Below are 21,791 nucleotides of genomic sequence, written 5' to 3'. Positions count from 1 at the left end.
AAGTTGGTCGGCATGTGGGACGGGATCGCTCTGCTGCTGGCCGTGACGGGTGCCGCGCTCGTCGTCGCCGGTGTCGTGCCGCTTTATCGCGACTCCGAGCTCCACTCCGCGCAGGTGTCCGAGGTCGCGGTGGACAAGCGCGCCCGGGCCCGCGGCGCTCTCCTGGCGGCCGTTGTTCTCTTCTCCGCAGCGGCCGTCGCACTCCTCGCCGGAACGGTCTGAGCCCCTACTCCGAGCCGTCCGCGATCCGGAGCACGTAGAGGATGACGTGATCCTCCGGGATCGCTGCGCGCACTTCCGCGATCGCCGCGGCGCTCGTCACCGCGCTGCTGCGCACCACCGTTGATGCCGAATCCGCGCGCGTCCGGTGTGCCAGTTTCCTCACGGACAGGGTCCTCAGCGCTGCCGCGGTTGTCCCCTTCCTTCCTTGCGCGCTGAGTACGTCACCGTCAGCCTGTGCACACAGACGTTGTATCGTCTTGCCCACTCTCGGATCGAGAGGTCATGTTCAGGGGGCTTCGATGGTCAGGAGTGGGTCGGATTGGAAGGCAGTGCTCGCCGCGCAGCAGCTGGAGTTCGCAGACGCGAGTTTCATGCGCCGGTACGGCCGAGCGGTGAAGGCGTACGAAGAGCTCGTCGAGGTGTTCCACGCGTGGCATGCACGCGCGGTCACGGTCCATCGTGTGGAGAAGGGAGCGTGGACCGAGATCCAGCTTCGTGTCACCGAAGGTGTGCCCGACAGAGCGCGCGACCTCGTGCAGGACGTTCTTCAACACTTCAGCGCCGTGCTCGAGCAGCTCGCGCAGGCCCTGGCTCTGCACGAGCAGGGCCAGTTGACCGCAGCGCAGAAGAAGAGCGTGACGTTCCCGACCTCCACAAGGCAGCCGAAGGGCCCGGTCGTCGGCATCAGCCTGTTGCCTGCCGGTGCGCAAGCCGAGATCATGAGAATTCAGCCTTGGGCAATGGCTCCGAGCAACCCCGATCAGCACCTGCTCGCTCGGTTCGATGACCTGTCGCGCACAACCCGACACCGCTCCGATGTCCTCTCAACCGCTGCCTCCGGTACACGCAGCGTCTCACCGGGCTACATGCCCTATGTGTCCGAGATGACGATCAGCATGGCGCGCGTGGACGGCATCGGTACGGACGTCATCATGGCTTGGAGAAACGACTCCGACCTCGGCTCCGTCGCCATTTCGACCGAATCTCACTTCGTTGTCGATGAGCCCGACTCGCCAGCACACGGGCAGGACATCGTGCAACTCCTCAACGAGTTGCGCCAGGTCATCGCGCGGACCGTCTTCCTTCAGCTCTTGCCTTACTTGAGGTAGCGACGACGGCCAGCCTCCGGATCCCGTCAAGGCGCGACCACCGTCCGCCGTGAGCCGAGGGCGACGCCCTCGGTCTGCCTTCATAGGGCAGAGAAACATCCGTCGTCCCTGTCCGCTTCGAACAGAAGACGTGCTGCCAATCGCTCGACCTCGCCTGGCGAGCTCGCCGTACCGCCGGAGCGCAGCATGAAGGACGACGTCGAGGCGGCCGTTCGTCTCCTCATAGCGAGGATCGCCGAGGGCGACACCCGTGCATTCTCAGACCTTCACGACCTGATTGCCCGCGATGTGTACAGGGTCATCAGAGGCGTCCTTCGCGACCCCGAGCAGTCCCGCGAGGTGACGCAAGAGGTGTTCCTGGAGGTGTGGCAGCGAGCGGCGACCTTTGACCCCGCTCAAGCCTCGGGTCACCTCCTCATGCGCATGGCCCGACGACGAGCGATCGACAGAGTCCGCTCCGCGGAGGCGTCCCGCCAGCGGGACCACGAGTACGCAGCACTCTCCACCGAGCCGGAGGCCGACGTGGAAGCGCGGGCTCAAGTCCGACTGGACTACGCCGCCGCAGTCGCAGCGATCCGCGCGCTTCCCTTGATCCATCACGAGATCCTGTTCCTCGCCTACGTGCAGGGCTTCAGCCACACCGAGATAGCCCACGCGCTTCAGCTGCCGCTGGGAACGGTCAAGACACGCATCCGCGACAGCGGCCAGCGACTCCGCCGCATCCTCGGCGCCGACACCGTCCTGTAGCCGGCTCCCAGCCTTCGTCGGGCACAAGCCGGCTCGCGCAGCGGCGACGGAGCGCCGCGGGTCGGAGGCCGCGATGCGGCCCGTTCCACCTGTTTTCTTCACCTCTCCGCGGTTTCAACCTATTTCGCTCCACCGGCTCCGTGCCACCGCTATCGGACGCGCCCTGCGGGCTTATTTCGCCCGCTACCGGTGTCACTGCGCCGTCTCCACTCAAACGGTTTTCCCCGCCGGAGAGGCAAAGAAAAACGATCAGCCAGAGGGAGCACCCACACCATGCAGACCGCCACCGACTTGCAGACCACCGCGAAGACCTACCTCACGCTCGCGAACACCCGCGCGGTCGACGTCCGCGTCGTGGGCACCGACCCCCAGACGACGCCCTCGGTGCACGTCACCCGCCGCAAGTCCGGCGTCTGGGAGGCGTGGCACTCCGACCAGCTGCACGGCATCACCAGCGGCTCGTTCCGCCACTGCGTCGCCCACGCCCGCCGCGCAGCGATCCGCCGCGTCGCCCCGTTCCTGAACCGCTGAGAGGACCACACCATGACCCGCACCGACACCGGCCGCGCCACGGCCGAGCAGCTCGCCCTCATCCTCGCGACCAGCCGCGACGAGGACCCGGAGAACGCCACCGCGACCGACGCGGAGATTCTCACGCACACCCGCAACACGCTCGGACTGCCGGGGGAGTGTGGACCCGGCGGGATGCCTGTCTACGACGACGGCAGCGCCGAGGCCGTCGCGTTGATCGCGTTCCTGACGCCCGCCGAGTAGCGCGGGGGAGGGGCCGGCCTTCGGGCCGGCCACGAGGGGTGACCCCCTCGCGCTCCCCGGTGTCCCGCCGGAGGCGGGGCGCGAGCTCCGCACGCGCAGCGGAGACGGAGCACCGCCGGCGGGAGCCGCTACGCGGCAGGTCCTTTGCTCGTCTGGTTACTGGCCTGGTTCGCGCTCGGCATCGCGTTCCTCGTGGGACACGCGGTCATACGTGGTGATCGGTCGCGAGGAAGTCAGACCTTTGGCGCCCAGATGTCGGCTACGCCGGCCTGCAGGCGCATCTCGCCGAGCTTCAGTTGCTTGCGGAGACGAAGTCGGGTGTAGGGAACCAGGACCACCAGCGCGATGCCTTCCCGATGTTCCGACTCGACTCGGATGGCGTCACCGCTCCCGCTGATCGTGACCACGCTGACGTACGCGACCGCCCGTAACGACTGCCGGTTCTCTCTGCTGGCACGCCGGAGCTCGTCGAGGTCCGCCTGGGACGAGTTGTTCCCGCGACCCGGCTCCGGCTCCACCATGCTCAGAACGCTGCGCCCGTCGGTGTCGATCGAGGCGGAGAACGGGCCGAGCTCGCCGCGCTTTCCGAGAGCCTCAACGGCGCGAGTCATCGTCAGATCGAGAAGGCCGTCGAGATCCTCTTGCGCTTCGGCTGATGCCGTCTCACGCCACATCATCATCTGCACACAGTGCCACAGGCCGCAGTCTCGCGCTGGACGGAACCGCGGTCGCGTAGACGGCGAAGGCCACACCCGTCTCCCCGGTCGGGGGCGCGAGCTGCGCTCGCGCAGCGGTGACGGAGCACCGCCGGCGGGAGCCGCTGCGCGGCGCGTTTCTAGGTTTTCCTTACCTTGTTGCTCGGGCGGTTTCGGTGCAGTCGTAGTGTGTCGATCGTCCGAGGACGGCGGGTATGGCTCTGTGGTTTTCGCCGCTGTGACGGCTCGTGAAGAATGGCCGCCCGCCGTCCACCCGATGGTTCGACCGCTAATTGAGAGAAGCAACCAGATCGCTGCGTAAGGAAAAGTCGGCGCGACCATCACCACCACCTGACGTTGCGAAGGGAGCGGCCATGCCGCAAATCTGGGCTGGAATCGACGCGGGGAAGGGACACCATCACTGCGTCGTTATCGACGCCGACGGCGTCAAGCTCTACTCCGCCCGTGTCGCCAACGACGAGGCGGCGCTACTCGAGCTGATCGCTGCCGTCACGGACCTCGCAGCCGGCGCGGAATGCCTGTGGGCGATCGATCTCAGTAGTGGGGGAGCGGCACTGATCCTCGGCCTTCTCGCCGCTCACAACCTGCCAGTCGTCTACATCCCCGGCCATGCCGTGCATCACGCGGCGAAGGCGTACCGGGGTGATGGGAAGACCGACGCGAAGGACGCGGCGATCATCGCCGACCAGGCGCGGATGCGCCGGGACCTGCAACTGCTGAGCGTCGCGGATGAGACCCGGATCGAGCTGCGCGCGCTGACCGCGCACCGGAAGGACCTTGTCTGCGACCGGACCCGGGCCATCAACAGGCTTCGCGGGCACCTGCTCGAGTACTTCCCCGCGCTCGAGCGAGCCTTCAACTACTCCGCCAGCCGCGCCTCGCTCCTCTTGCTCACTGGTTATGCCACGCCGGACGCGATCCGGAAGATGGGGGAGTCGCGCCTGGCCCGGTGGCTTCGCGCGCAAGGCTGTCGGACCGCGGTCGCGACTGCCACCACCGCAGTCGCGGCCGCGAAGAGCCAGCAGAGCGTGCTCCCGGGCCAGGCGATCGCAGCGGAACTCGCCCGCAGACTCGCACTCGATGTCATCGCCCTCGAAAGTCGCATCGCGGAGATTGACCAGCTCATCGCCGCCCGGGTCGATACCAGCCGTGCCGCCGAACTCCTGCGCTCGATGCCGGGCTTCGGGCCGCTGCTCGCGGCCGAGTTCCTCGCATCGACCGGCGCTGACCTCAGCATCTACGTCAGCGCCGACCGGCTCGCCGGCGTTGCCGGCCTCGCCCCGGCGCCCCGTGACTCGGGCAAGATCAGCAGCAATCACCACCGGCCACGCCGGTACGACAGACGGCTGCTGCGCGCCTGCTACCTCGCAGCGATGGTCAGCGTGCAGCAGAAAACCGAGTCACGAGTCTTCTACGACCGCAAACGTGCCGAGGGGAAGTCGCACAAGCAGGCCATTCTCGCTCTTGCGCGGCGCCGCATCGACGTCATTTGGGCGATGTTCCGAGACGATCGCCCCTATTCGCCTCCCGCGCCTCCGGGGAAGAAAGTGTCGCTGACTATGTCGTCCACGGTGCCGCTACACGCGTCGTCGGGCGCCGCACTCGCCGGCTAGCGGCACGATCCTCGGTTCCCCGGGTTCAGCCGATGGTGCCACTCCGACGACGGACCGACTCGGAAACGGGGGGAGCAGGCCAGAGATCAAGCTGATACTCGTCCGGCGTTGGGCCGTCGCTGACGAGGTCCCATGCTGCTTGGAAACCTCTGATTGACCAGCGAGCGCGGTAGCTACCTCCGGCAAGTTCGAACCTCACCATGGTGTGGACGAGCGGAGACGGGTAGGTGACATCCGGGAACAGGCTCATCAAGCTCAGTGTCGAGGTCTTTGGCTCGAACGGCACCTCGATGATGTCTTCCCACGTTCCAAGTTCCGGCTCTCTGTCCGAGACGACGACGCGAACGCGGAGATAGCCCGTGGCAGAGCCGGTCATCAAGCACAACGATCCTGGCGCGGACGCCCCTACGAGTTCGTTCGAGCTACCTTCGAACGCTTCGTCGTAAATCACGTCGTCGTAGAGCTGACTGTTCAAAAGTATCTGGTGGTAGTCCAGCCCGAGCAGACCCTCAAATGCAACGCTCATGTGCCCCATATTTGCTCCGTCCAGCGGTTCCACCAGCAGCGGGCAGGCCCGCATGCAGAACCAGTTAGAGGTTTGCTCGCGCCTGATTGATCGGCAGTTGGTTGAGAGCAACCGAGTCGGCAGTTTGCCTCGTCGCCACTGGCCCACCGGGCTCTCCGAACGGATCCATCGGCAGCGGATCCTGCCTGCGCCTCAGCAACTTGCTCAGGATGTCTCTGATTCGCTTCATTCCCCTGGGTCCCCCGTCCGGATCCCGCGGATCCGCAGCTCAGTCAAGCACGCCGTGGCTTCTTCGAGGGCGACCAGCTTTTGGTTCGTACGCAGCGTGCCAGCGGGCGCACGAGGTCACCGCCTCAGGCCGTGGGCCGGGCAAACCCGGCCGGACGGAGCCGGCTGATGGAGCCTGCGGCGCTGTTGACAACCTGATTGAGATTCTTCACCTCTCCGCGGTTTCAACCTATCTCGCTCCGCCGGCTGCGTGCCGTCTCTCTCGGACGCGGTCGCACGCTCCCTTATTTCGCCCGAGAGAGCCGTCACTCCGCCGACTCCACTCAATTGGTTTTCACTCGCCGGAGAGGCAAAGAAAAACGATCAGGAAGACGACAAAAGCCCCGTAGTTGGCTTAGAACCACGGGACTCGTCACCTTCATGGTCGCACACCGATTGAGGAGAAACCATCGTGACTATCACCACCGGAACCGGGACCGTTCAGCACATCGACCCGACCACCCTCGTGATCGAGGCGAACGTCCGCACCAGCGCCCCGCTGACGAAGGACTTCATCGCGTCGATCCGCGAGAACGGCGTCATCACCCCGGTCCTCGCCCGTCGCGACGGGCACGGCAACGTCATCGTCCGCGCCGGACAGCGCCGCACCCTCGCCGCCCGCGAGGCGGGAGTGCCCACGATCCCGGTCTACGTCGTGGAGGGCGACGAGACGACCGCGGACCGGATCGTGCAGCAGATCATCGAGAACGACCAGCGCGCCGAACTCTCGCTCGCGGACCGCACCGCCGCGTGGGCACAGCTCGCGTTCGAGGGCGTCACCGCCGCAGCGATCGCCAAGCGCACCGGCACCAAGACCGACGCGGTGAAGAAGGGGCTCGCGGTCGCGGAGTCCGCGACCGTCACGTCCGTGCTGCACGAGCACGAGCTGACCCTGGACCAGGCGGCGGTGCTGTTGGAGTTCGAGGACGACGCCGACGCCCGCGCGACCTTGATCGAGGTCGCCATACACGACCCGGCCCAGTTCGAGCACACCGCGCAGACCCTCCGCGACGAGGCCGCGCACCAGGCGCTCCTCGCGGCGACCGCCGCCGAGTACACCGGCAACGGCTTCCAGATCCTCACCCGCTCCGACGCCTACGGCGACGCAGCGACGTGGACGCCGGTGCGGCAGCTGCGCGGCGAGGACGGGAAGAGCGTCACCCCCGAGCAGGTCGCCGCCGCTCCCGGCCGCGGAGTGCTCATCGACACCAGCTGGCGCGGCGAGGTCGAGGTCACGCTCCTGGTTCAGGACCCCACCGCCGCCGGATTCACCTACGCCTACGGAGCCCCCGAGCAGCCGCAGACCGAGGAGGAAGCCGAGGAGGAGCGCGCCGAGAAGTCCGCGGAGCGGAAGGTCCTCATCGCCAACAACAAGGCGTGGAACGCGGCCGAGAAGGTGCGCCGCGAGTGGATCGCGACGTTCCTCGCCCGCAAAACCCTCCCCAAGGACGCGGACCGCGTCATCGCTCTCGGCCTCACCACTCACCGGTTCGCGGTGTCCTCCGGGATGACGGGCGGCAGCGACCTCGCGCACGCGCTGCTGCGCATCGAGCGCCCCTCCGGCTACCGCGCGGACGCTCTCGCTGCGCTGGTCGAGGCGAATCCCGCGAAGGCCCGCCTGGTCGCGCTGGCCGTCGTCCTCGGAGGCCAGGAGGCGCACACGAGCAAGGAGTCCTGGCGCCGCGGCGACGAGCGCACGGCCGAGCACTTCCGCCAGCTCGCGGCCTGGGGTTACGCGCTCTCCCCGGTCGAGCAGGTCGTCACCGGCGACAGCACCCCCGCCGACGCCGCAGGGCTCAGCTAGCCCCTCCCGGCGGGGACCGGCTCGCGCCGGTCCCCGCCCCTCCTCCTCTTCTCCCACTGCTGCACAGGAAGGCCCGACCATGACCACCACGACCACCATGACCCGCCCCGCCCACCGCTTCGACCCGTACCAGGAGGACCCGACGCTGCGAGCGGCCGAGGTCGCCGTCGACGCCGCGGCCGCGTCCGGGGACGCCGACGCGACCGCCGCCGCAGCGCGAGCGCTGATCGTCGCCGCGGCCGCCTACGGCTGGCCCACCGCGACCGCCCTCGTCTTCACATACGAGACGACCGGCCCCATCGCCCACGTCTGGGGACTGTGGAAAGTCCTCGACGCCGACCGCCAGGTGCTGCGCGAATGGGACGAGGAGCCCGGCGACATGACGGACGAGTCCGAGGAAGAACTGATCGCCCTCGACCTCATCAGCAACCGCCGCGCGACCCTCGACTACACCGACTTCGGAAAGCCCATCGGCTCCACGACCCTCATCCTCCACACGCTCGCGCTCTGAGCGCGTGCGCGGGCCGACCCGAAACGGGCCGGCCCGAACGAGGGGGAGAACCCCCTCGACCCCCCGTCGAGAGCCCGCGTCCTGCCTGTGCTCTCACCGGTGGCTAGGCTACGGACGCGAAAACCGCAGTGATGGCAGAGGGGCACCCTTCGTGACGACCGGACCGAAAGTGTCGATCGGAGCCGGAGTCGCTGGGCTCCTGGTCTTGATCTTCGAGCTCTACGGCCAGGTCAGAAACGGCACCGAGACCTGTTACGCCTGGTACGGCGTTCTCTTTCCCGGCGTGGAAACGGAGACCCTGGCAGGCGCTTCACTGTGGCCGCTCGGCCTCAGGTGCACTTATGAGCAATTGGGCTCCGGTGACGTACTCGCCGTAATCAACCCGAGCTGGTTCCTCACAGCGCTGCTGATCGTGTCGTTGGGGCTGATCATCGGCGGCCTCGTCTATGCCATCCGCTCCCACACCGCTCCGGCCAGATCTGACGCGTAACGTCCCGACCCCGACCGGGCCGGCCCACAGGGGAGGGAGAATCCCCTCGACCCCAGGGCCTCGCACCACAGCAGCACAGCCAGTGTCATGGCCGGATGCGACGATTGACGCGCTCGCCCCCGTCGCGACCGCCGGCCGTCGCGCCTCATCAGACAGGACACCAACGATGAAGCTCTACCCCGACGTGATCAGCACCCTCCGCGCCCAGGAAATCGACCCTGACGAATGGGCGCGCGAGCACGGCTCGCCCTCCATCGCAGAGTGGGCCGGCGACGCGTGCGGCTGCGCCGACGACCGCTGCATCGGCCACCACCACGACGAGCATGAGGACTGCGGCTGCTTCCCCGCGATGCTCGAGCAGCACTTCGCCCAGCAAGATGCTCGCGGCCACCGGACCCTGGCATGGCGCACCACTCCCGTCAGCGTCGTCGTCTCAGCAGAATCCGACCTCGAGGACTTCGGGCTCCTCGCCCTCGCCGACCAAGACCAGATCGACCTCTTCGCCAGCACCGACGTCGACACGGCGGCGATGACGCAAGAACACACCACCGCCGAAGAGACAGCCCGGATCGCAGCGTTCGCCGCCGAAATGTCCACCGCCGGCTCCCTGAGCGCCGAGCAGTACGAGCAGCTCGGAGAGATCCACCACGCAGTCCTCAACCGCGCCAAGGACGCAGGCGACCCCCGGTACGACCTGTACCGCGCGACGGAACGGCTCTCCCGCGCCATCACCGAGGTTTGGGACCGCGACGTCGCCGCGTACCAAGACGCCTACCTCACCGTCGTCCGCGACACCCTCACCACCCGAGGTCTCACGACCGGCATCAAGGTCGTGGACCTCGCTGACCGCGACACCGGGATCTACGACGAAGACCTCGCGCACGACCTGCGCGACGTCGCCCTGCTCACCACGCCACTGCCCGTCATCGGAGCCCCCAGGGAGGAGCGCAAGATGACGGTCGACGCGCTGCGCGCCGCCGGCCTCAGCTACATCGAGCGCGCCCGCGCCGTCGTGTCCGCCGAGGCTGCAGCCGAGTAGCGATCAGCGGCGGGGTCGCGGCTTGTACTTCTTCCCCGCCCGGATGTTCCGATTCTCGATCACTCCGACGACGGCCAGACCGATCGCCACCGCGACGAGCAGGAACCAGCCGAGCACGTTGAACCACTCACCGGTGAACGCCGCGTAGGTCTGCTCACCGGCGATCGCGAAGAGCATGAACGACAGCCCAAACCACACCATGCCGTTGCTGATCAGCGCAGCACGCGCGAGCTTGGTCCGAGGCTTCAACATGCGCCCACCCTCCCACCGGACCCTGGACGTGTCCACGAAGCCGACGCGGTTCTAGGGTGAGCCCATGAGCATCCCGACGCCTCGCGAGCTGCTGGCCGTTCATGTCGCCGCCGACACCTCCGTGATCACCGCGACCTTCACTCTGGGCGACCCGATCGGGCCGGGACAGCCGGCAGAGTGGTTCACCTACGGAATCGAGCTCACCGGCGCCGATGGCGCCCTGGTGAAGCACTTCGGCGTCCGCCTCTCCGACGAGGAGACGAAGGCGTTCGTCTTCGAGTTCGAGAACGTCACCCAAACCAACTACGACGCCACCCACGTCACCGACCGCGGCGCCTCCCTCGTCGCCCGGTTCCCGGACTCCTCACTCGGCGTCGACACGATCCGCTCCGTCACGGGTTTCGCCACCATCGAGGGGGAGGACGTCGCCGCCGGTGTCCCCGTCCAGCTGCTCCGCTAGCGGGGTCGAAAAGGTAGACTGACCCCGCATGGAACAGCCATGCCTGCCGGCCCTCGTGCCGGCTTTCGCGCTTCCTAGGCCAGTTGCGATCGAACGCCTAAGCTGAGTCCGAATCGGAAGAACTCTGCCCGCGCCTGTCGCGTAAACTGAACCCGCCTTCCAGTTCTCTGCCCGCCGGCCCTCGTGTCGGCTTTTTTCATGCCCGGATTGAGCAGACCCCGCTCTCCTGGCCCCCTCCTTCCTTGCACCCCTCTTGGCGGTGCAGGGATCGTCGCGCCCCCAGCGCGACCACAACAGAGCGCGCCCGCGCGCTCGCACCCAGTGGAGGTCCTTGTGATTGACCTGAACCTGCTGCTCGGGTGGCTGAAGAAGGACAAGCCCGCCGCCGCGGCGCTCATCCGTGCCGGAGTCTTCGTGATCCTGGTCGTGACCGTGCTCTGCGCGGTCCTGATCTACATCACGCTCCTCGGCCCGAGCGATGCGCCCGCAGACCGGCTGACCTCCATCCTTCACGGCCCGGCGAAGTAGTCGCCGGCCCAGCCGCTAGCCCGAAAAAGCACAGACCTGCTGGGTGCAGGAGAGCTCTGTCCGCCATCGTCCCGTATGAGGTACCTCTTGCGGGCGTACTGCCCACAGACAGTTGCCGAGCGGCTTGGATCGACTATCCGAACAGCGGGTCGACTGTCCATACCAGAGGAATGATGTTCGCGGCTCCTCCGGCCACGACAGCAGAACCGAGAATGAGCACGTCCCGCCATGCGATCGCAGGGCCCGACGTCGCCGCTCTCTTCACGGAGTCGAGGAGGGCGTCAGCGCCGCGCAGCTCCTGAATCAGCTCGATGGGAAAAAACTCAGACACTGCAGCGGGGTCAACCGGATCGTTGGCCTCCAGATCGATCCGGCGCGCCTCCTTCTGCGCGCCTACGGCGAGTCGTATCAGCCCCCAGACGCTCGCCCCTACGGCGTACACGTTGAGTGCGATGAGCCAGCCGGTCATGACGGACGGCTCGCATTCGACAGGTCGCTGACTTGCTGAGGGAGCGGGTCGAGTAGGTGCGGTCCGTTGTTGCGGACGCTGTTCACGTCGCGGGACACCTCGTAGTGCTCGAGGTCGTGCGCGACCGCGAACGACTCCCGGTCAAGGAGCTGCATCGGCGCGTCGACGTCGAGGTGCCCGCCGAGCCAGTCGTCGTAACCGTCCGGCGTGATGCACGCCGGCATCCGGTCGTGAACCTCACCCGGCGCCACATGCGAGTCGCGGGTGATGATCGCCGTCGACAGCCGCCACTTCTCCGGATCGTCCTCCGCATTCGACGGGTCCGGCCAGGCCGAGACAATGCCCGCCATCGCGAGGGCCGCGTCGGGCTCGTAGATGAAGTGCGGCTGCTTCCCCGTCTCGGTGACCGTCCACTCGTAGTAGCCGGCCGCCGGGATCAGCACCCGCGACGTCGCGAACGCCTTCCGGAACATGGGCGAGCTCGCGACCGTCTCGATCCGCGCGTTGATCGGCTGCGGCCGCTGCTTCTTGAAGTCCTTCGCCCACACCGGCACGAAACCCCAATGCACGGTCGGCGCCGACCGCTCCCCGTCGCGCTCCCGCACGACGGTCACCGGCGACGTCGGCGCCACGTTGTAGTTCGGCCGCAGACCCCCGAAGCCGGCCGAGACGAGATCCGGCAGCAGAGCCGCCGTGGAGTCCTTGACGACGAACCGACCACACATGCGCCCAGCCTAGGGAGGCGCGCTCGTTGTTGGACGACCTCGAGAACTGACAACTACGCCGGCGCCAAGGCTGGGAGCTCAGTCGTCGCTGTTCGATCCCGAGGCCGAGGGACCTGACGGGAGGCCGCGAATCTCCAGAGGCCCGTCACCCAGCGACCCAATCGCATCGGTGACGTCATCGGTAAGCAATTTCTCCACCAACTCCGGGGTGACCGGAACCTGCCCAGACTCCAACTCTCGGAGAACAACTCTGCGAACACTGTTCCGGAACATGGCGCGGCTCTGATACTCGCTTGCGGCTGCGATGTTGAGTTGCCGGCGTCCGGGCCAATCGCGGAGGAGACGAAGCACCCACACGACGACACCCCCACTGACGAGAATCACGAGTTCAAGCGGGTTGTTGTAAGTCAGGCTCTGGACAGTGATCTGACCATCCTGGTCATCTCTGCGAACAGGCTGTCCCGGGTATACGGCGTATAGCCGATCGAGCACGATCGATTGCCAGTCCACTGCGTCCGGCGAGGAACTGACGTCGATCCTCGCTGCCCGCGGGTCCTCGTTCTCAGCGCGACGAAAGTTACTCAACACGCGCGCGCTGACGGTTGCGCTTCGGTTCGCGTTGCGTTGCAGCGCGCTGGCAAATTCGAGGACGAGGGTCAAATCGTCAACTGCTGACCCGAGCGCCTTCATCGACACGTTCGGCCCGAGATTCAAGCTCAGTTCGACCGTCGTAGAGGTGATCGTCGATGAGGTGGTCGTCTCAGGCATGAGATGAATGTATCGGAGCCCGTCGTTAGGGACCGTCCCGTAAGGAGATCGCTCAGCGGGCCGTCGAGTCGGCGGGTGCTGCTCTCGGCCGCGCTATGCCTGGCGGCCGAGAGCAGGGCGACACCGGCGGCCCCTCGCCGGTCTGTCGCGCGCGGCGTCAGCGAAGTCCCCACTTCTCGACCGCACCGCCACAGTAGAGCCCTCGGCACGCTGCCCGAGCGTCAGTCGAGCTGGACGCTGCTGCGCCGTTCGCCACCGCTCCACGCTTCGAGGACCCACCGGTCAGGTCCAGGCGGTGCGCCTGCCATGTCCCGTGCTGCTTCCCGGGCCCGCTCCGCGGAGCCGTAGACCCCGATGACGACCGACGTCTCGTCCCAGAAGGCGCTCCGCAGAAGTAAGTAGTGCTCGCCGTCGACGCTGATCCTCACGCCACGGATCCTCGCCGGTCGCGGGACGCCGCAGTGGCTCTGGCATGAAGCGCTACGCCGTTGGCGCGGGTCTAGTCAGCGGATCGCGCAGCGGGCGCACCTCAGACCCAGCGGCGCCTGAGCCACTGCAGTGCAGCGGTCGCTTCCCGTCGCTGAAACTCGCGGATGGTCGGCATGTCCTCTGGGGCAGGTTCGCGCAACGTCTCGATCCACGAGCCGGCGAGGCCGGCGAGTACCGAGTCGATCGCGTCCGCCGGGACGCTGCGCAAGGAGGGGTGCTCGAGAAGTCCCTCTACGTTCCCGTCCGGATTCCGCACGAGGACGTCGAGAAGGTAGGCCACCCCGTCGAACCAGGGTGCTCCGATGCACGCCCACGGCCAGTCGACCAGCCACACCCGCGAGTTCGTGTCGATGAGGACGTTGTCAGCGCGGCAGTCCAGGTGCACCAGGTGCTCTCCCTCGACCACTTGCGGAAGCCGCGCCGAGGCTTCCCAAAGGCGGTCGAGGTGGGCACCGATCCACGGGTCGAGTTCTCCCACGCTTCCTGAGTTGGCGAGGCGGTCCCAGCTCGAGGCGTCCGGGGTGAGCTCGTCCGACAGGCGGGAAAGCGTCGAGTGATCGACGCGAGGCAAGCCGGCCAACGCGTCGAGGACGGCCGCCGAATCGCTCGACTCGGGATGTCGGCCGTCCACGTCCTCGAACGCCACCACTACCCAGTCGTCCTGCTCGACCATCCCGACCAGACCGGGGGCCGGGACCGACGCCGGCAGGTCGCGGACGACCACGGCCTCGCGCTGATGCAGCTCGAACGTGCCGATGTTGCGCGCGCGACTGATCGACTTCGCGAAGACACGACGCCCGCCTGCGAGCACCAGCCGATCAGCTCCTCCAGAGGAGAACCCGCCCGACTGACTCGACGCCGAAACCACCTCGCCGCCGATCGCGTCCTCTAACGCACGACGTACCGGACCGGGCACGTTCGCCCAGGTCGTCCTCACCATGACTATCCCCCGTCTGACGCTCCTACTTTGGCAGGTAGGAGAGACGGGACCGATGACCGTTTGGGTCAGAAGGTAGCCGCGCCGAACGGAAGGCTTTCGGCGTGCTCGCCGTCGTCGTCGTACCAGACAAACTCTGCGTCGTTGATGAGCTCGGCGGGCCCGGGAGACACGGTTCGTCGGTTCTGGACATAGGCCGCTTGCCACTGTTGCTCGTCCAGCGAGCGGGCATAGATCAGTGAGAGGTGGAACACCCATTCCTCGAGGGGGAGCTCCCCGATGCGGGAGAAGTCAGTCAAGTCGAGGACGCCGGTCAGGTTCGAGTAGGCGGTGATGAGCGAAGAGGTGCGCTCGAGTTGAGCGAGGAGGACCTGGAACGGCGGAGGGAACCCGTCAACCGCGACCACGTGAAGCTCGATCCGAGACTGGTTCTCCGCCCACGCGGCGAGAGCATCACGGAGGAGAGCCACCCGATCGGGCTCGTAGAACCCCCGCAAGGTGACGTGGCCGGAGTTGGGCCAGGAGAGACCATCGGGCAGCCGCTCTTGCAGAGCCGACTGCTCCTCGTCGTAGAAGGCGGCGACGTCAGCGACAGGCCGGAGAACGAGGTACTGCTGGCCGCGCAGCGACTCCAGCTGCTCGGGGTCGGTCATGAAGGGGCGAGTCATGTGAAGCTCCGGTCGTCGACGAGTTGTCCAGACCGTACCCGCATCGAGACTCACCGATTTGAGTGTTACGCGCTGACCCGACAACGAAGGGACTCGCGCTGAGCGTTCCGTATAGGGATCGGTCTCCGGGACAGATCCGACCCGGATGGACCAGTGCGCTCCTGCCGTTTACTCGCTGGTCCGAGAGTGATGGTGTGCATACACTGTCGCTCAATGCTTCCGCCGTGATCGCGGGCGTAATCACTCTCCTCGCCCTCGTCGCGGGCGTCTTCCTCGACGGATTCACGTTTGCGTGCAACGAGTCCCTTCCTCCTCAGTGCACGGGGTTCCACGTCGCGTGGCCGGCTCTGTGCTCTGTCGCCCTCGCGACCCTCGTTCTCCTGGTCGTAGCGATGCGCGTCAGCACGCGCTCCCACGCTCGATGGAGGTCGCTGCTGCTCGCCTTGGGGGTGGTCGGCGCCGTCACCAGCTGGGTTCTGGCTCTGCGTACCGCCGTGATCGTCGGTTGAGCAGACCACGGCACGTTCCGTATAGAGATCATTGACCGGTCAGCCATCGATCTTCTGAGGTATCGGACGAGCGGTCGGATGGACCGAGGGGGTGGGGTCGTATGGCGGAGTCGTGTCCCGAGGGGAGTCGAGGGACGCCAACCCCAGGAGGGTGATCGTCGCCACAAGAGCGCAGGCAGCAGTGATGAGCGCCGCGAGCAGTAGCCGCTCAAGGGTGCGCATGGCACGAGGTTATGGCACGAGGTGAGCGGCTTAGGCCGTTCCGCGCGCATACCGTATGGGGATCGTTCAGCGGGCCGCTGAGCCGGCAGGTGTTGCTCTCGGACGCGTTACGGGTCGCGGCCGAGAGCAGGGCGACACCGGCGGCTCCCCGCCGGTCTGGCGCGTGCGGCGTCAGCAAAGTCCCCACTTCTCGACCGCACCGCCACAGTGGAGCCACCTGCGCACTGCCCGAGCGTCATCCGAGCTGGATGCTGCTGCGCAGTTCACCGCCACTCCGCGTCTCGAGCGTTCACCGGTCAGGTCCGGGCGATGCTCCTGGGGAGTGATGCCGTGTCAGCTGGTGGGGGAGACGTCCGGTGCGACGGTTTCCGGGAAGTCTGCCGGGGTGTGCGCCGTCTCGTGCGTGAGGGTGTCGACTGACCAGGTGCCCGCGTGTAGGCGCAGCGTCGCCTCCTGCGGGAACGAGTAGGCGTACTCCGGAGCCGCTTCGCCGGTCTCGTACGGGCTCCGCTGAAGGGTCGTGCTCTCGGTGAACGTCACCGTGGCCGAGTCGCCCGTGATCTGCACCGAGTCCAGCGACACGTCGGTCTCGAACGCCGTGAAGGACTCCCCGAGCTCGAGGTAGCGGTCTCGCTGAACGCGCAGCCGGGCGTCATCCTCCACGATCACCGCAAGCCGCCCCGGCGTCGAGGTCGATTCCGGGACGCCGAGGCCGGTGAGCTGCGGCGATCCTTCGACCAGGCTCTGAGCGTTCCGGTGCTCGAGGTCTGAGATCAGTGCCGTCGAGATAGCCTGGTTCTGCGACGACGAGGATGCGAGGCCGGCGATCACCGCTGCGCCGGCTCCCGCGACGCACACAGCGCTCAGGGCTAGGACAAGCACTCCGGCAGGGCGCACAGCTCTCTCCTCACGGGAAGCCGATGACCGGCTGCTGCGAGCCTATACACCACGGTGTGACTACCCGAGAAGGGACAGCGTCGTCGCCCCGATGAACGGGCTATGACGACGTCGGTTCGGAGGGCGTACGGTGACGGGCGTGGACGACTCCAGCGACCGAGCGAACCGGTGGGCGGTCGGCCTCGGTGTCGTCGTGCTCCTACCTGCCGCTTTGTGGACGATGCTGAGCAGCGTCCTTATGGGCTTCGCGACGGACTCGTGCGCAAGCGCGAGGCCCTGCGACCGCGGACTGGCTGATGCGGGCATGGCGGTCGGCTTCTTCGGCGCCCTCGGCGTCTCCGTGGCTGTGATCGCGGCGTTCCTCTTCAAAGTCGGGCCGCGCGGGGTCAGCGCGTGGATCCCGTGGACGGGCGTCGGGCTCATCGTCCTCACTGGCATGGCTGCCCAGCTCCTGGTTCACGCTGCCACCTGAGCATTGTCGCGGCCTTGAATGTGCACGCTGCGGTCCCTGCCTGCCCTAGCGTTGCCTCATGGTCGCGTCTCGGCCTGAAATGCGCAGCGCCGTTCCGAAAGGGGAGTGTCTGTCGCGGGTCATCAAGAAGCCCACCGGCTCTTAGGCTGACCCGATGAGTTCCCCGGCACCGACCCGCCCGTTCGTGGGCGCTGCTCGCGTCGCCGTCGGTGCAGCGGCGATCGCGGTGATCCTCCACACCTACGCCTTGAGCATCGCGGCCGGCGATCCGAATCTGTTCGACTACTTCGGCTACTTCACGAACCAGACCAGCCTCCTCGCGAGCGCGGTGCTCATCGTCGCCGGATCGGTCGCGCTCGCCCGCCGTCCGACGCCGGTGTGGCTGAGCTACGTCCGCGGCGCGGCGACGGCCTACTCGATCGTCGTCGCCGTGATCTACAACACCCTCGTTCCCGGTACCGGAACGGCTCCGCCCTGGGTCAGCGCCGTCCTGCACGTGGTGCTCCCCGCGCTCGTCCTCCTCGACTGGATCGTCCTCGCCGACCGCGGACCGCTCTCCTGGCGCCGGCTGTGGGTGGTCCTGCCCTACCCGATCGTCTGGGTCGTCGTCGTGCTCGTCCGCGGAGCGACCGACGGGTGGGTGCCGTACGGCTTCCTGCTCCCCGAGAACGGAATGCCGTCGCTCGTCCTGCACGTCGCCGGGCTGACCTGCGCGGTGCTCCTCGCCGGCGCACTCGTCTGGGCACTGAGCCGACGCCGCACCTTCCACCTCATCTAGTTGATGTCCCAGCGGAGTAACTTCTTGACTCAGCTCAGTTCACAGATCAGACACTCACCCGCAGGTAGGGGCGCTGACCGGCCGCGGCGATTGAGGCGAGTGTCGAAGCGAGATCCTCGACGAGGCGGTGCACCTGCTCGGGTGACCATCCCTCGAGCTCGGACGACGCATCCTCCCACTGCCGCGCTGCGGCGGCACGACCCGTCTCACCTGCGGCGTCTAGCGCGCCACCCAGGCCGGTGCTGACTGCGATGACGAAGCTCTCGTAGTCATCGGTCGCCGCAACCGGCTGGTACTGCGCCGCGGGAACCTCGAGCGCTGGTGTCGAGGTCAGGATGCCTTCGAGCTCCCAGAGTCCGGTCGGATCTATGTCGCAGACGAGACCGTCCGATCCCAACAGCGCCGCGCCCGCCTCTTCATCGGAACCAGCACCAAACACACTCGCAAGAATTCCCATAGCAGTCAGCGTCTCACATAGCACCCAGCGTCTCACGTAGCACCCAGCGGTGCGCATGTGGCGGGGGACACGCGGTCGTGCGGTGCTACCTCACCTACGCCGAGGAACCAGGTCCGCAGGCTTCGCACGGCGGCTAGCGGAAGCGGTGACCCACCGTTCGTAGCACTGGAACAGCTGAATCGCGCCGACGGCTGAGACGACAAATCCGATCAGAATTCCCACGAGCAGGACTGGGCTGAGCTGGCCCCCTGTCTGATTCAAATCTGCACGAACGCCGGCCTGAAACTGCAACAGCGAGCAGATCACGGCGATCACAACACCCGACGCGAGCAGGCTCGAGCCCTTGAGCACTTCCACCATGACCACCCTCGGTCGTGAAACTACCGCAGAGTCTCCCACCCGACACCGCCTCGACCCTTATGGAGATCGTTCAATGGGCCGCTGCCGCCGGGTGTTGATCTCAGTCGCGCTGTGCGTCGCGGCCGAGAGCAGGGCGACACCGCCCCCCGCCGGGCTGTCGCGTGCGGCGTCAGCTCAGCGATGCCAGGATCTGGCTGGCGAGTGGCAAGCGCGCTAGGTCTCAGGCGGGTATTCTCCGCGCGTGGACCTGAATGACCGATCGAGCGCGGAGTTGGAAGAGATGATCACGGCAGTGTGCCGTCGAGTGCGTCGACGAGCGCGGGCCAGTTTTGACTTCGGTCTGGCGGCCGGTCTCGCGGGAGGCCTGCTGCTGGGCAATCTTTTCTTCGGGGGCCCCTCCACGCAGGCTCTTACCCCGATTTCCGTCGGCTTGCTCGTCATTACGGCGCCGCTCGCGGTAATCGCTACCTACATGAACACGGTGAGGCGTGCCCCGGACTTACAAAGCATCCATGACCTGCAGGAGATTCTCTTGCGCCGAGAATCTGCTTCCTGAGCGCGCCAGGTCCACATCGAATCGTCAGGCTTCTCACCTGCTGTCTGGCGACCCTCCTCTCGGCCGCGGTTGTTAACCAGTAATAGGGTCGGCTGGTGGTCGTGCCGTGCCGTCATACTGAGCACGTGTCCATCAGTTCGCGGGTGTTGCGTTACGCATCCGCCTATGCGCTACTGCTCGTCGTCGTCGCGATCGTGTTGCTGAACACGTGGCCCGACTTGTGGGACGAACCACTCGTTCTCGTCGTCCTCGTTCCACTCATGATCATGGCAACGGCTTACCCGAGCTTGCGTCACCAGCTTCCTCCTGAGAGGAGCGTGCGCGAAGGGCAACAGGAGGGCCGTTCCATCCGCGCCGCTGCGTCCAAGGGCGCTCACTCCGCTGACCTAGAGCCGGACGAAGCGCCGGGGCTTTTCGACTCGCCCGCTCGCCAAGCACTCATGGCAGCAACAGTCACCGCCGCCGTGGTGATCGTGCTGGCTCTCATCAGCGTCGTGCAACCGGCGCTAGATCGAGGGTGACGTCACTGTCGCTCCTGGAGCCAGGAACGTCCCGTTACGGGATCGTTGACCGGCAGAGGGGGCGCTGCGCTATGTCGTCGCTCGTTCTTCCTTCGACTCGGTGATGAGCTCCTGCTTGCGTTCGGCTCTGAGCGCGACGACGGTTCCCGCGAGAGCGAGTGCGGCGGCTGCGGTGAAGAGGGCGGTGGCGTCCCACCTGTAGTGACGGATGGTGATGCCTGGTGAGGTCTCGCTGGCTGCGTAGGTGCAGGACAGGCCGAGCGGGTAGAGGATCTTCTCGCCCGACACGCGGCTGGAGTAGAGGTCGATCCCGTCGGGGTACTCGCTGTGCTGGCACTGCACGGCGGCCGGGTCCCAGCCGGTCTGGATCCAGCCGATCGTGTGGGTGAGGAGGGCGACTGGGGTGCCGATCACCATCGCGAGGATGCCGAGGGTCTTCGCGGTCCGCAGTTCCATCCCGTCAGAGTAGGGCGGACGCTACCCACCACGCGCGTCCCGAAAGGGGATCGCTGGCCGTGCGTCTGAGAGGATCAGCGCATGTTGCCGGATGCCGAGCTCGCCGCAGCGATCGAGGCCGTCGGGGTGCGGCGGCGTCATCCGGTTTCGGAGTACGACTACCGGATCGATGACGTGCGGCTGGTCGCTGGTTTGCTCGACTTTCGGCTCTGCATGTGCTCATCCAACCCGGAGCCCGCTGCCCCGCCAAGGCTTCGCGTGGTTCGGGTCGACGTCGCCCCGGGCGGGCACTGCTGGGCGGCTAGCTGTTTTCTCGTGTCGCCCGGCCGGGGTGGAGGTGCTGCTAGTTCTCCGAGCTTGCAGAGAGGGTGGAAGTCGTTCCTGGTGGGCGGTAATTGCCGGCGAGGTGGATGAGGTTTCGGGCTGGCATCCAGCCGTGCTCGCGGGTCTCGGTGTGGTTGAGGGTCTCCACGAACAGCTCGAAGTCTCGGTCGCCCTTCGTGTCGTGAATCCAGGCCAGGACCTCCTCGACCGAGTCGGCGTCCGTGATCCGCTGCGGGTCATGGGTCACCGCCAGCTCGTCATCGGCGCCAATCCAGAAGCAGACCCAATAGGTCAGCGGTTCCTCGCGCTGCGCGTCAAAGAACGCTTCGTTCCATTCGGCTCGCATCAGCCCTCCCGTGTCCATCTTGAAGATAGCTCTACCAGCGCCGCGGCGTCCGTTGAGGGGTCGTCAACCGGTCGCCCGCGAGTTGCGTACGCCGCTGTCGGTCCTCGCAGTCGCCTGCACACCTTTTCGCGTCACCGCGGCACTCGTGCAGACGACCGTGAGCATTTAGATGTTCAAGGTCCCCTGCACATGCGACGCGGGCGCCACTGAACCGTTCCGTAAGAGGATCGAGTACGACGTCGTGGACCTCACCACCAACCCCGCCGCGCTCGAGTACGTCATGGAGGAGCTGGGCTACTCCGCCGCCCCGTCGTCGTCGCCAGCGATCAGGACCACTGGTCGGGATTCCGCCCCGACCTCATCGACAAGCACGCCGCGTGAGCGGCGAGATCCCGAGCGATGAGTTCCGGGCCGGCTACCTCGCCGGATTCGCGGACCGGCAGGCCGAGGTGGACCGGCTGGAGAACGACGCCGACCGGCTCTACCGCGCCGCCTACGGCGACGAACGCCGCATACCCGGGCAGCACGTCACCCGCGCCGAGCTCGAACAGCGCAGAGCGCTGTCCGAGCCGCCTGTCGAAATAACCCGGCGCGAAGCGCTCGCATCCTGGGGGATCGAGCTACCCGCCGAGGACCCAACAGACACCCCCGCGGCCGAGCCCGCGACCGAGAGCCCGTCGACGTCGACGGGACCCACGAACCGCACGAGCAGGAGTCTCAATGAGTACGTCAAGGTGGCCTAGCGGTACTGTCCGCAGACCTTGACCGGAGTCGGTCTG

At 66.9% G+C, this 21,791-nt stretch carries 31 protein-coding genes and 1 pseudogene; 18 read left to right on the top strand and 14 right to left on the bottom strand.

Annotated elements, in window-relative coordinates; translation table 11 throughout:
* The 5 genes from C5D44_RS06470 to C5D44_RS06450 all read left to right on the top strand — a co-directional run.
* Positions 1-222 (top strand): hypothetical protein (locus tag C5D44_RS06470; protein ID WP_219815327.1); only part of this gene is annotated, 222 nt, incomplete at its 5' end.
* A gap of 329 nt (positions 223-551) precedes the next feature.
* A complete protein-coding gene (locus C5D44_RS06465) occupies positions 552-1,331 on the top strand; it encodes a hypothetical protein (protein ID WP_104281173.1) in 780 nt (259 codons plus the stop codon).
* Positions 1,332-1,517: 186 nt separating this feature from the next.
* Complete coding sequence (locus C5D44_RS06460) at positions 1,518-2,078, top strand: sigma-70 family RNA polymerase sigma factor (protein ID WP_104281172.1); 561 nt, start codon at positions 1,518-1,520, stop codon at positions 2,076-2,078.
* 273 nt (positions 2,079-2,351) lie between these two features.
* Positions 2,352-2,609, top strand: a complete 258-nt coding sequence (locus C5D44_RS06455; protein WP_104281171.1) for a hypothetical protein — start codon at positions 2,352-2,354, stop codon at positions 2,607-2,609.
* Between the two features lie 12 nt (positions 2,610-2,621).
* Positions 2,622-2,852 carry a hypothetical protein gene (locus C5D44_RS06450; protein WP_104281170.1) on the top strand — a complete coding sequence of 77 codons (231 nt, stop codon included), beginning with the start codon at positions 2,622-2,624 and terminating at the stop codon, positions 2,850-2,852.
* 233 nt (positions 2,853-3,085) lie between these two features.
* Here C5D44_RS06450 and C5D44_RS06445 read toward each other — a convergent pair whose 3' ends face one another.
* Entirely contained in the window at positions 3,086-3,532 is a 447-nt protein-coding gene (locus tag C5D44_RS06445) for a hypothetical protein (RefSeq protein ID WP_104281169.1), read from the bottom strand.
* A gap of 389 nt (positions 3,533-3,921) precedes the next feature.
* On the opposite strand from C5D44_RS06445, the gene C5D44_RS06440 reads away from it, so the two are divergent.
* Positions 3,922-5,181, top strand: a complete 1,260-nt coding sequence (locus C5D44_RS06440) for an IS110 family transposase (protein ID WP_104281168.1) — start codon at positions 3,922-3,924, stop codon at positions 5,179-5,181.
* Positions 5,182-5,206: 25 nt separating this feature from the next.
* Here the strand turns inward: C5D44_RS06440 and C5D44_RS06435 are convergent, their stop codons facing one another.
* On the bottom strand, positions 5,207-5,707 hold the full coding sequence (locus C5D44_RS06435) for a hypothetical protein (protein WP_146085146.1): 501 nt from the start codon (positions 5,705-5,707) through the stop codon (positions 5,207-5,209).
* A 679-nt stretch (positions 5,708-6,386) separates the two neighbouring features.
* Between C5D44_RS06435 and C5D44_RS06430 the strand changes: the two genes are divergently transcribed.
* The 4 genes from C5D44_RS06430 to C5D44_RS06415 all read left to right on the top strand — a co-directional run bounded on the left by C5D44_RS06430 (position 6,387) and on the right by C5D44_RS06415 (position 9,818).
* Entirely contained in the window at positions 6,387-7,778 is a 1,392-nt protein-coding gene (locus tag C5D44_RS06430; RefSeq protein WP_181118461.1) for a ParB/RepB/Spo0J family partition protein, read from the top strand.
* 79 nt (positions 7,779-7,857) lie between these two features.
* On the top strand, positions 7,858-8,289 hold the full coding sequence (locus C5D44_RS06425) for a hypothetical protein (protein ID WP_104281165.1): 432 nt from the start codon (positions 7,858-7,860) through the stop codon (positions 8,287-8,289).
* Positions 8,290-8,440: 151 nt separating this feature from the next.
* The gene (locus C5D44_RS06420; protein ID WP_146079381.1) at positions 8,441-8,779 is read left to right on the top strand and encodes a hypothetical protein; all 339 of its coding nucleotides are present in this window, start codon (positions 8,441-8,443) and stop codon (positions 8,777-8,779) included.
* 166 nt (positions 8,780-8,945) lie between these two features.
* Complete coding sequence (locus C5D44_RS06415; protein WP_104281164.1) at positions 8,946-9,818, top strand: hypothetical protein; 873 nt, start codon at positions 8,946-8,948, stop codon at positions 9,816-9,818.
* Positions 9,819-9,821: 3 nt separating this feature from the next.
* On the opposite strand, the gene C5D44_RS17690 is transcribed toward C5D44_RS06415, so the two are convergent.
* The gene (locus tag C5D44_RS17690; RefSeq protein WP_146087999.1) at positions 9,822-10,070 is read right to left on the bottom strand and encodes a hypothetical protein; all 249 of its coding nucleotides are present in this window, start codon (positions 10,068-10,070) and stop codon (positions 9,822-9,824) included.
* Between the two features lie 64 nt (positions 10,071-10,134).
* Here C5D44_RS17690 and C5D44_RS06410 point away from each other — a divergent pair, with 64 nt between their 5' ends.
* Complete coding sequence (locus C5D44_RS06410; protein WP_104281163.1) at positions 10,135-10,530, top strand: hypothetical protein; 396 nt, start codon at positions 10,135-10,137, stop codon at positions 10,528-10,530.
* Positions 10,531-10,863: 333 nt separating this feature from the next.
* Complete coding sequence (locus tag C5D44_RS06405) at positions 10,864-11,058, top strand: hypothetical protein (RefSeq protein WP_104273459.1); 195 nt, start codon at positions 10,864-10,866, stop codon at positions 11,056-11,058.
* Positions 11,059-11,191: 133 nt separating this feature from the next.
* On the opposite strand, the gene C5D44_RS06400 is transcribed toward C5D44_RS06405, so the two are convergent.
* The 7 genes from C5D44_RS06400 to C5D44_RS06365 all read right to left on the bottom strand — a co-directional run bounded on the left by C5D44_RS06400 (position 11,192) and on the right by C5D44_RS06365 (position 16,514).
* A complete protein-coding gene (locus C5D44_RS06400; protein WP_104273458.1) occupies positions 11,192-11,527 on the bottom strand; it encodes a hypothetical protein in 336 nt (111 codons plus the stop codon).
* Positions 11,524-12,252: an SOS response-associated peptidase gene (locus tag C5D44_RS06395; RefSeq protein WP_104281162.1), complete on the bottom strand. Its 729-nt coding sequence runs from the start codon at positions 12,250-12,252 to the stop codon at positions 11,524-11,526. Before C5D44_RS06395 ends, C5D44_RS06400 begins: the two co-directional genes overlap by 4 nt.
* A gap of 78 nt (positions 12,253-12,330) precedes the next feature.
* Positions 12,331-13,020 carry a hypothetical protein gene (locus C5D44_RS06390; RefSeq protein WP_104281161.1) on the bottom strand — a complete coding sequence of 230 codons (690 nt, stop codon included), beginning with the start codon at positions 13,018-13,020 and terminating at the stop codon, positions 12,331-12,333.
* A gap of 221 nt (positions 13,021-13,241) precedes the next feature.
* The gene (locus C5D44_RS06385) at positions 13,242-13,448 is read right to left on the bottom strand and encodes a hypothetical protein (protein WP_104281160.1); all 207 of its coding nucleotides are present in this window, start codon (positions 13,446-13,448) and stop codon (positions 13,242-13,244) included.
* A 101-nt stretch (positions 13,449-13,549) separates the two neighbouring features.
* On the bottom strand, positions 13,550-14,449 hold the full coding sequence (locus C5D44_RS06380; RefSeq protein ID WP_104281159.1) for a phosphotransferase: 900 nt from the start codon (positions 14,447-14,449) through the stop codon (positions 13,550-13,552).
* A 65-nt stretch (positions 14,450-14,514) separates the two neighbouring features.
* Positions 14,515-15,099 (bottom strand): 2'-5' RNA ligase family protein, encoded by a 585-nt coding sequence (locus tag C5D44_RS06375; protein WP_104281180.1) that lies wholly within the window; start codon positions 15,097-15,099, stop codon positions 14,515-14,517.
* A gap of 1,079 nt (positions 15,100-16,178) precedes the next feature.
* A complete protein-coding gene (locus C5D44_RS06365) occupies positions 16,179-16,514 on the bottom strand; it encodes a hypothetical protein (protein ID WP_181118460.1) in 336 nt (111 codons plus the stop codon).
* Positions 16,515-16,881: 367 nt separating this feature from the next.
* On the opposite strand from C5D44_RS06365, the gene C5D44_RS06360 reads away from it, so the two are divergent.
* Both C5D44_RS06360 and C5D44_RS06355 read left to right on the top strand, forming a co-directional pair.
* Positions 16,882-17,214 carry a hypothetical protein gene (locus C5D44_RS06360; protein WP_146087997.1) on the top strand — a complete coding sequence of 111 codons (333 nt, stop codon included), beginning with the start codon at positions 16,882-16,884 and terminating at the stop codon, positions 17,212-17,214.
* A gap of 154 nt (positions 17,215-17,368) precedes the next feature.
* Positions 17,369-17,992, top strand: coding sequence for a Pr6Pr family membrane protein (locus C5D44_RS06355; RefSeq protein WP_104281155.1), 624 nt, complete (start codon positions 17,369-17,371; stop codon positions 17,990-17,992).
* A 46-nt stretch (positions 17,993-18,038) separates the two neighbouring features.
* On the opposite strand, the gene C5D44_RS06350 is transcribed toward C5D44_RS06355, so the two are convergent.
* Together C5D44_RS06350 and C5D44_RS06345 are read right to left on the bottom strand one after the other, a co-directional pair.
* The gene (locus C5D44_RS06350) at positions 18,039-18,449 is read right to left on the bottom strand and encodes a hypothetical protein (protein ID WP_104281154.1); all 411 of its coding nucleotides are present in this window, start codon (positions 18,447-18,449) and stop codon (positions 18,039-18,041) included.
* Between the two features lie 90 nt (positions 18,450-18,539).
* Positions 18,540-18,809: a hypothetical protein gene (locus C5D44_RS06345; RefSeq protein WP_104248173.1), complete on the bottom strand. Its 270-nt coding sequence runs from the start codon at positions 18,807-18,809 to the stop codon at positions 18,540-18,542.
* A gap of 241 nt (positions 18,810-19,050) precedes the next feature.
* Here C5D44_RS06345 and C5D44_RS06340 point away from each other — a divergent pair, with 241 nt between their 5' ends.
* Together C5D44_RS06340 and C5D44_RS06335 are read left to right on the top strand one after the other, a co-directional pair.
* A complete protein-coding gene (locus C5D44_RS06340; RefSeq protein ID WP_146076581.1) occupies positions 19,051-19,365 on the top strand; it encodes a hypothetical protein in 315 nt (104 codons plus the stop codon).
* A gap of 125 nt (positions 19,366-19,490) precedes the next feature.
* Positions 19,491-19,886 (top strand): hypothetical protein, encoded by a 396-nt coding sequence (locus tag C5D44_RS06335; protein WP_104250057.1) that lies wholly within the window; start codon positions 19,491-19,493, stop codon positions 19,884-19,886.
* A gap of 69 nt (positions 19,887-19,955) precedes the next feature.
* Here C5D44_RS06335 and C5D44_RS06330 read toward each other — a convergent pair whose 3' ends face one another.
* Both C5D44_RS06330 and C5D44_RS06325 read right to left on the bottom strand, forming a co-directional pair.
* Complete coding sequence (locus C5D44_RS06330) at positions 19,956-20,342, bottom strand: hypothetical protein (RefSeq protein WP_104250056.1); 387 nt, start codon at positions 20,340-20,342, stop codon at positions 19,956-19,958.
* Positions 20,343-20,685: 343 nt separating this feature from the next.
* Complete coding sequence (locus C5D44_RS06325; RefSeq protein ID WP_104261691.1) at positions 20,686-21,030, bottom strand: hypothetical protein; 345 nt, start codon at positions 21,028-21,030, stop codon at positions 20,686-20,688.
* Positions 21,031-21,181: 151 nt separating this feature from the next.
* Between C5D44_RS06325 and C5D44_RS18425 the strand changes: the two are divergent.
* Positions 21,182-21,393: pseudogene (locus tag C5D44_RS18425) on the top strand (glutaredoxin domain-containing protein).
* Positions 21,390-21,755 carry a hypothetical protein gene (locus C5D44_RS06315; RefSeq protein ID WP_104281153.1) on the top strand — a complete coding sequence of 122 codons (366 nt, stop codon included), beginning with the start codon at positions 21,390-21,392 and terminating at the stop codon, positions 21,753-21,755. Before C5D44_RS18425 ends, C5D44_RS06315 begins: the two are co-directional and overlap by 4 nt.
* The last annotated feature ends 36 nt before the right edge of the window (positions 21,756-21,791 follow it).

It is taken from the genome of Rathayibacter sp. AY1B5 (assembly GCF_002932795.1).
Lineage (GTDB): Bacteria > Actinomycetota > Actinomycetes > Actinomycetales > Microbacteriaceae > Rathayibacter.
This window is presented reverse-complemented; position numbering and strand designations above follow the sequence as displayed.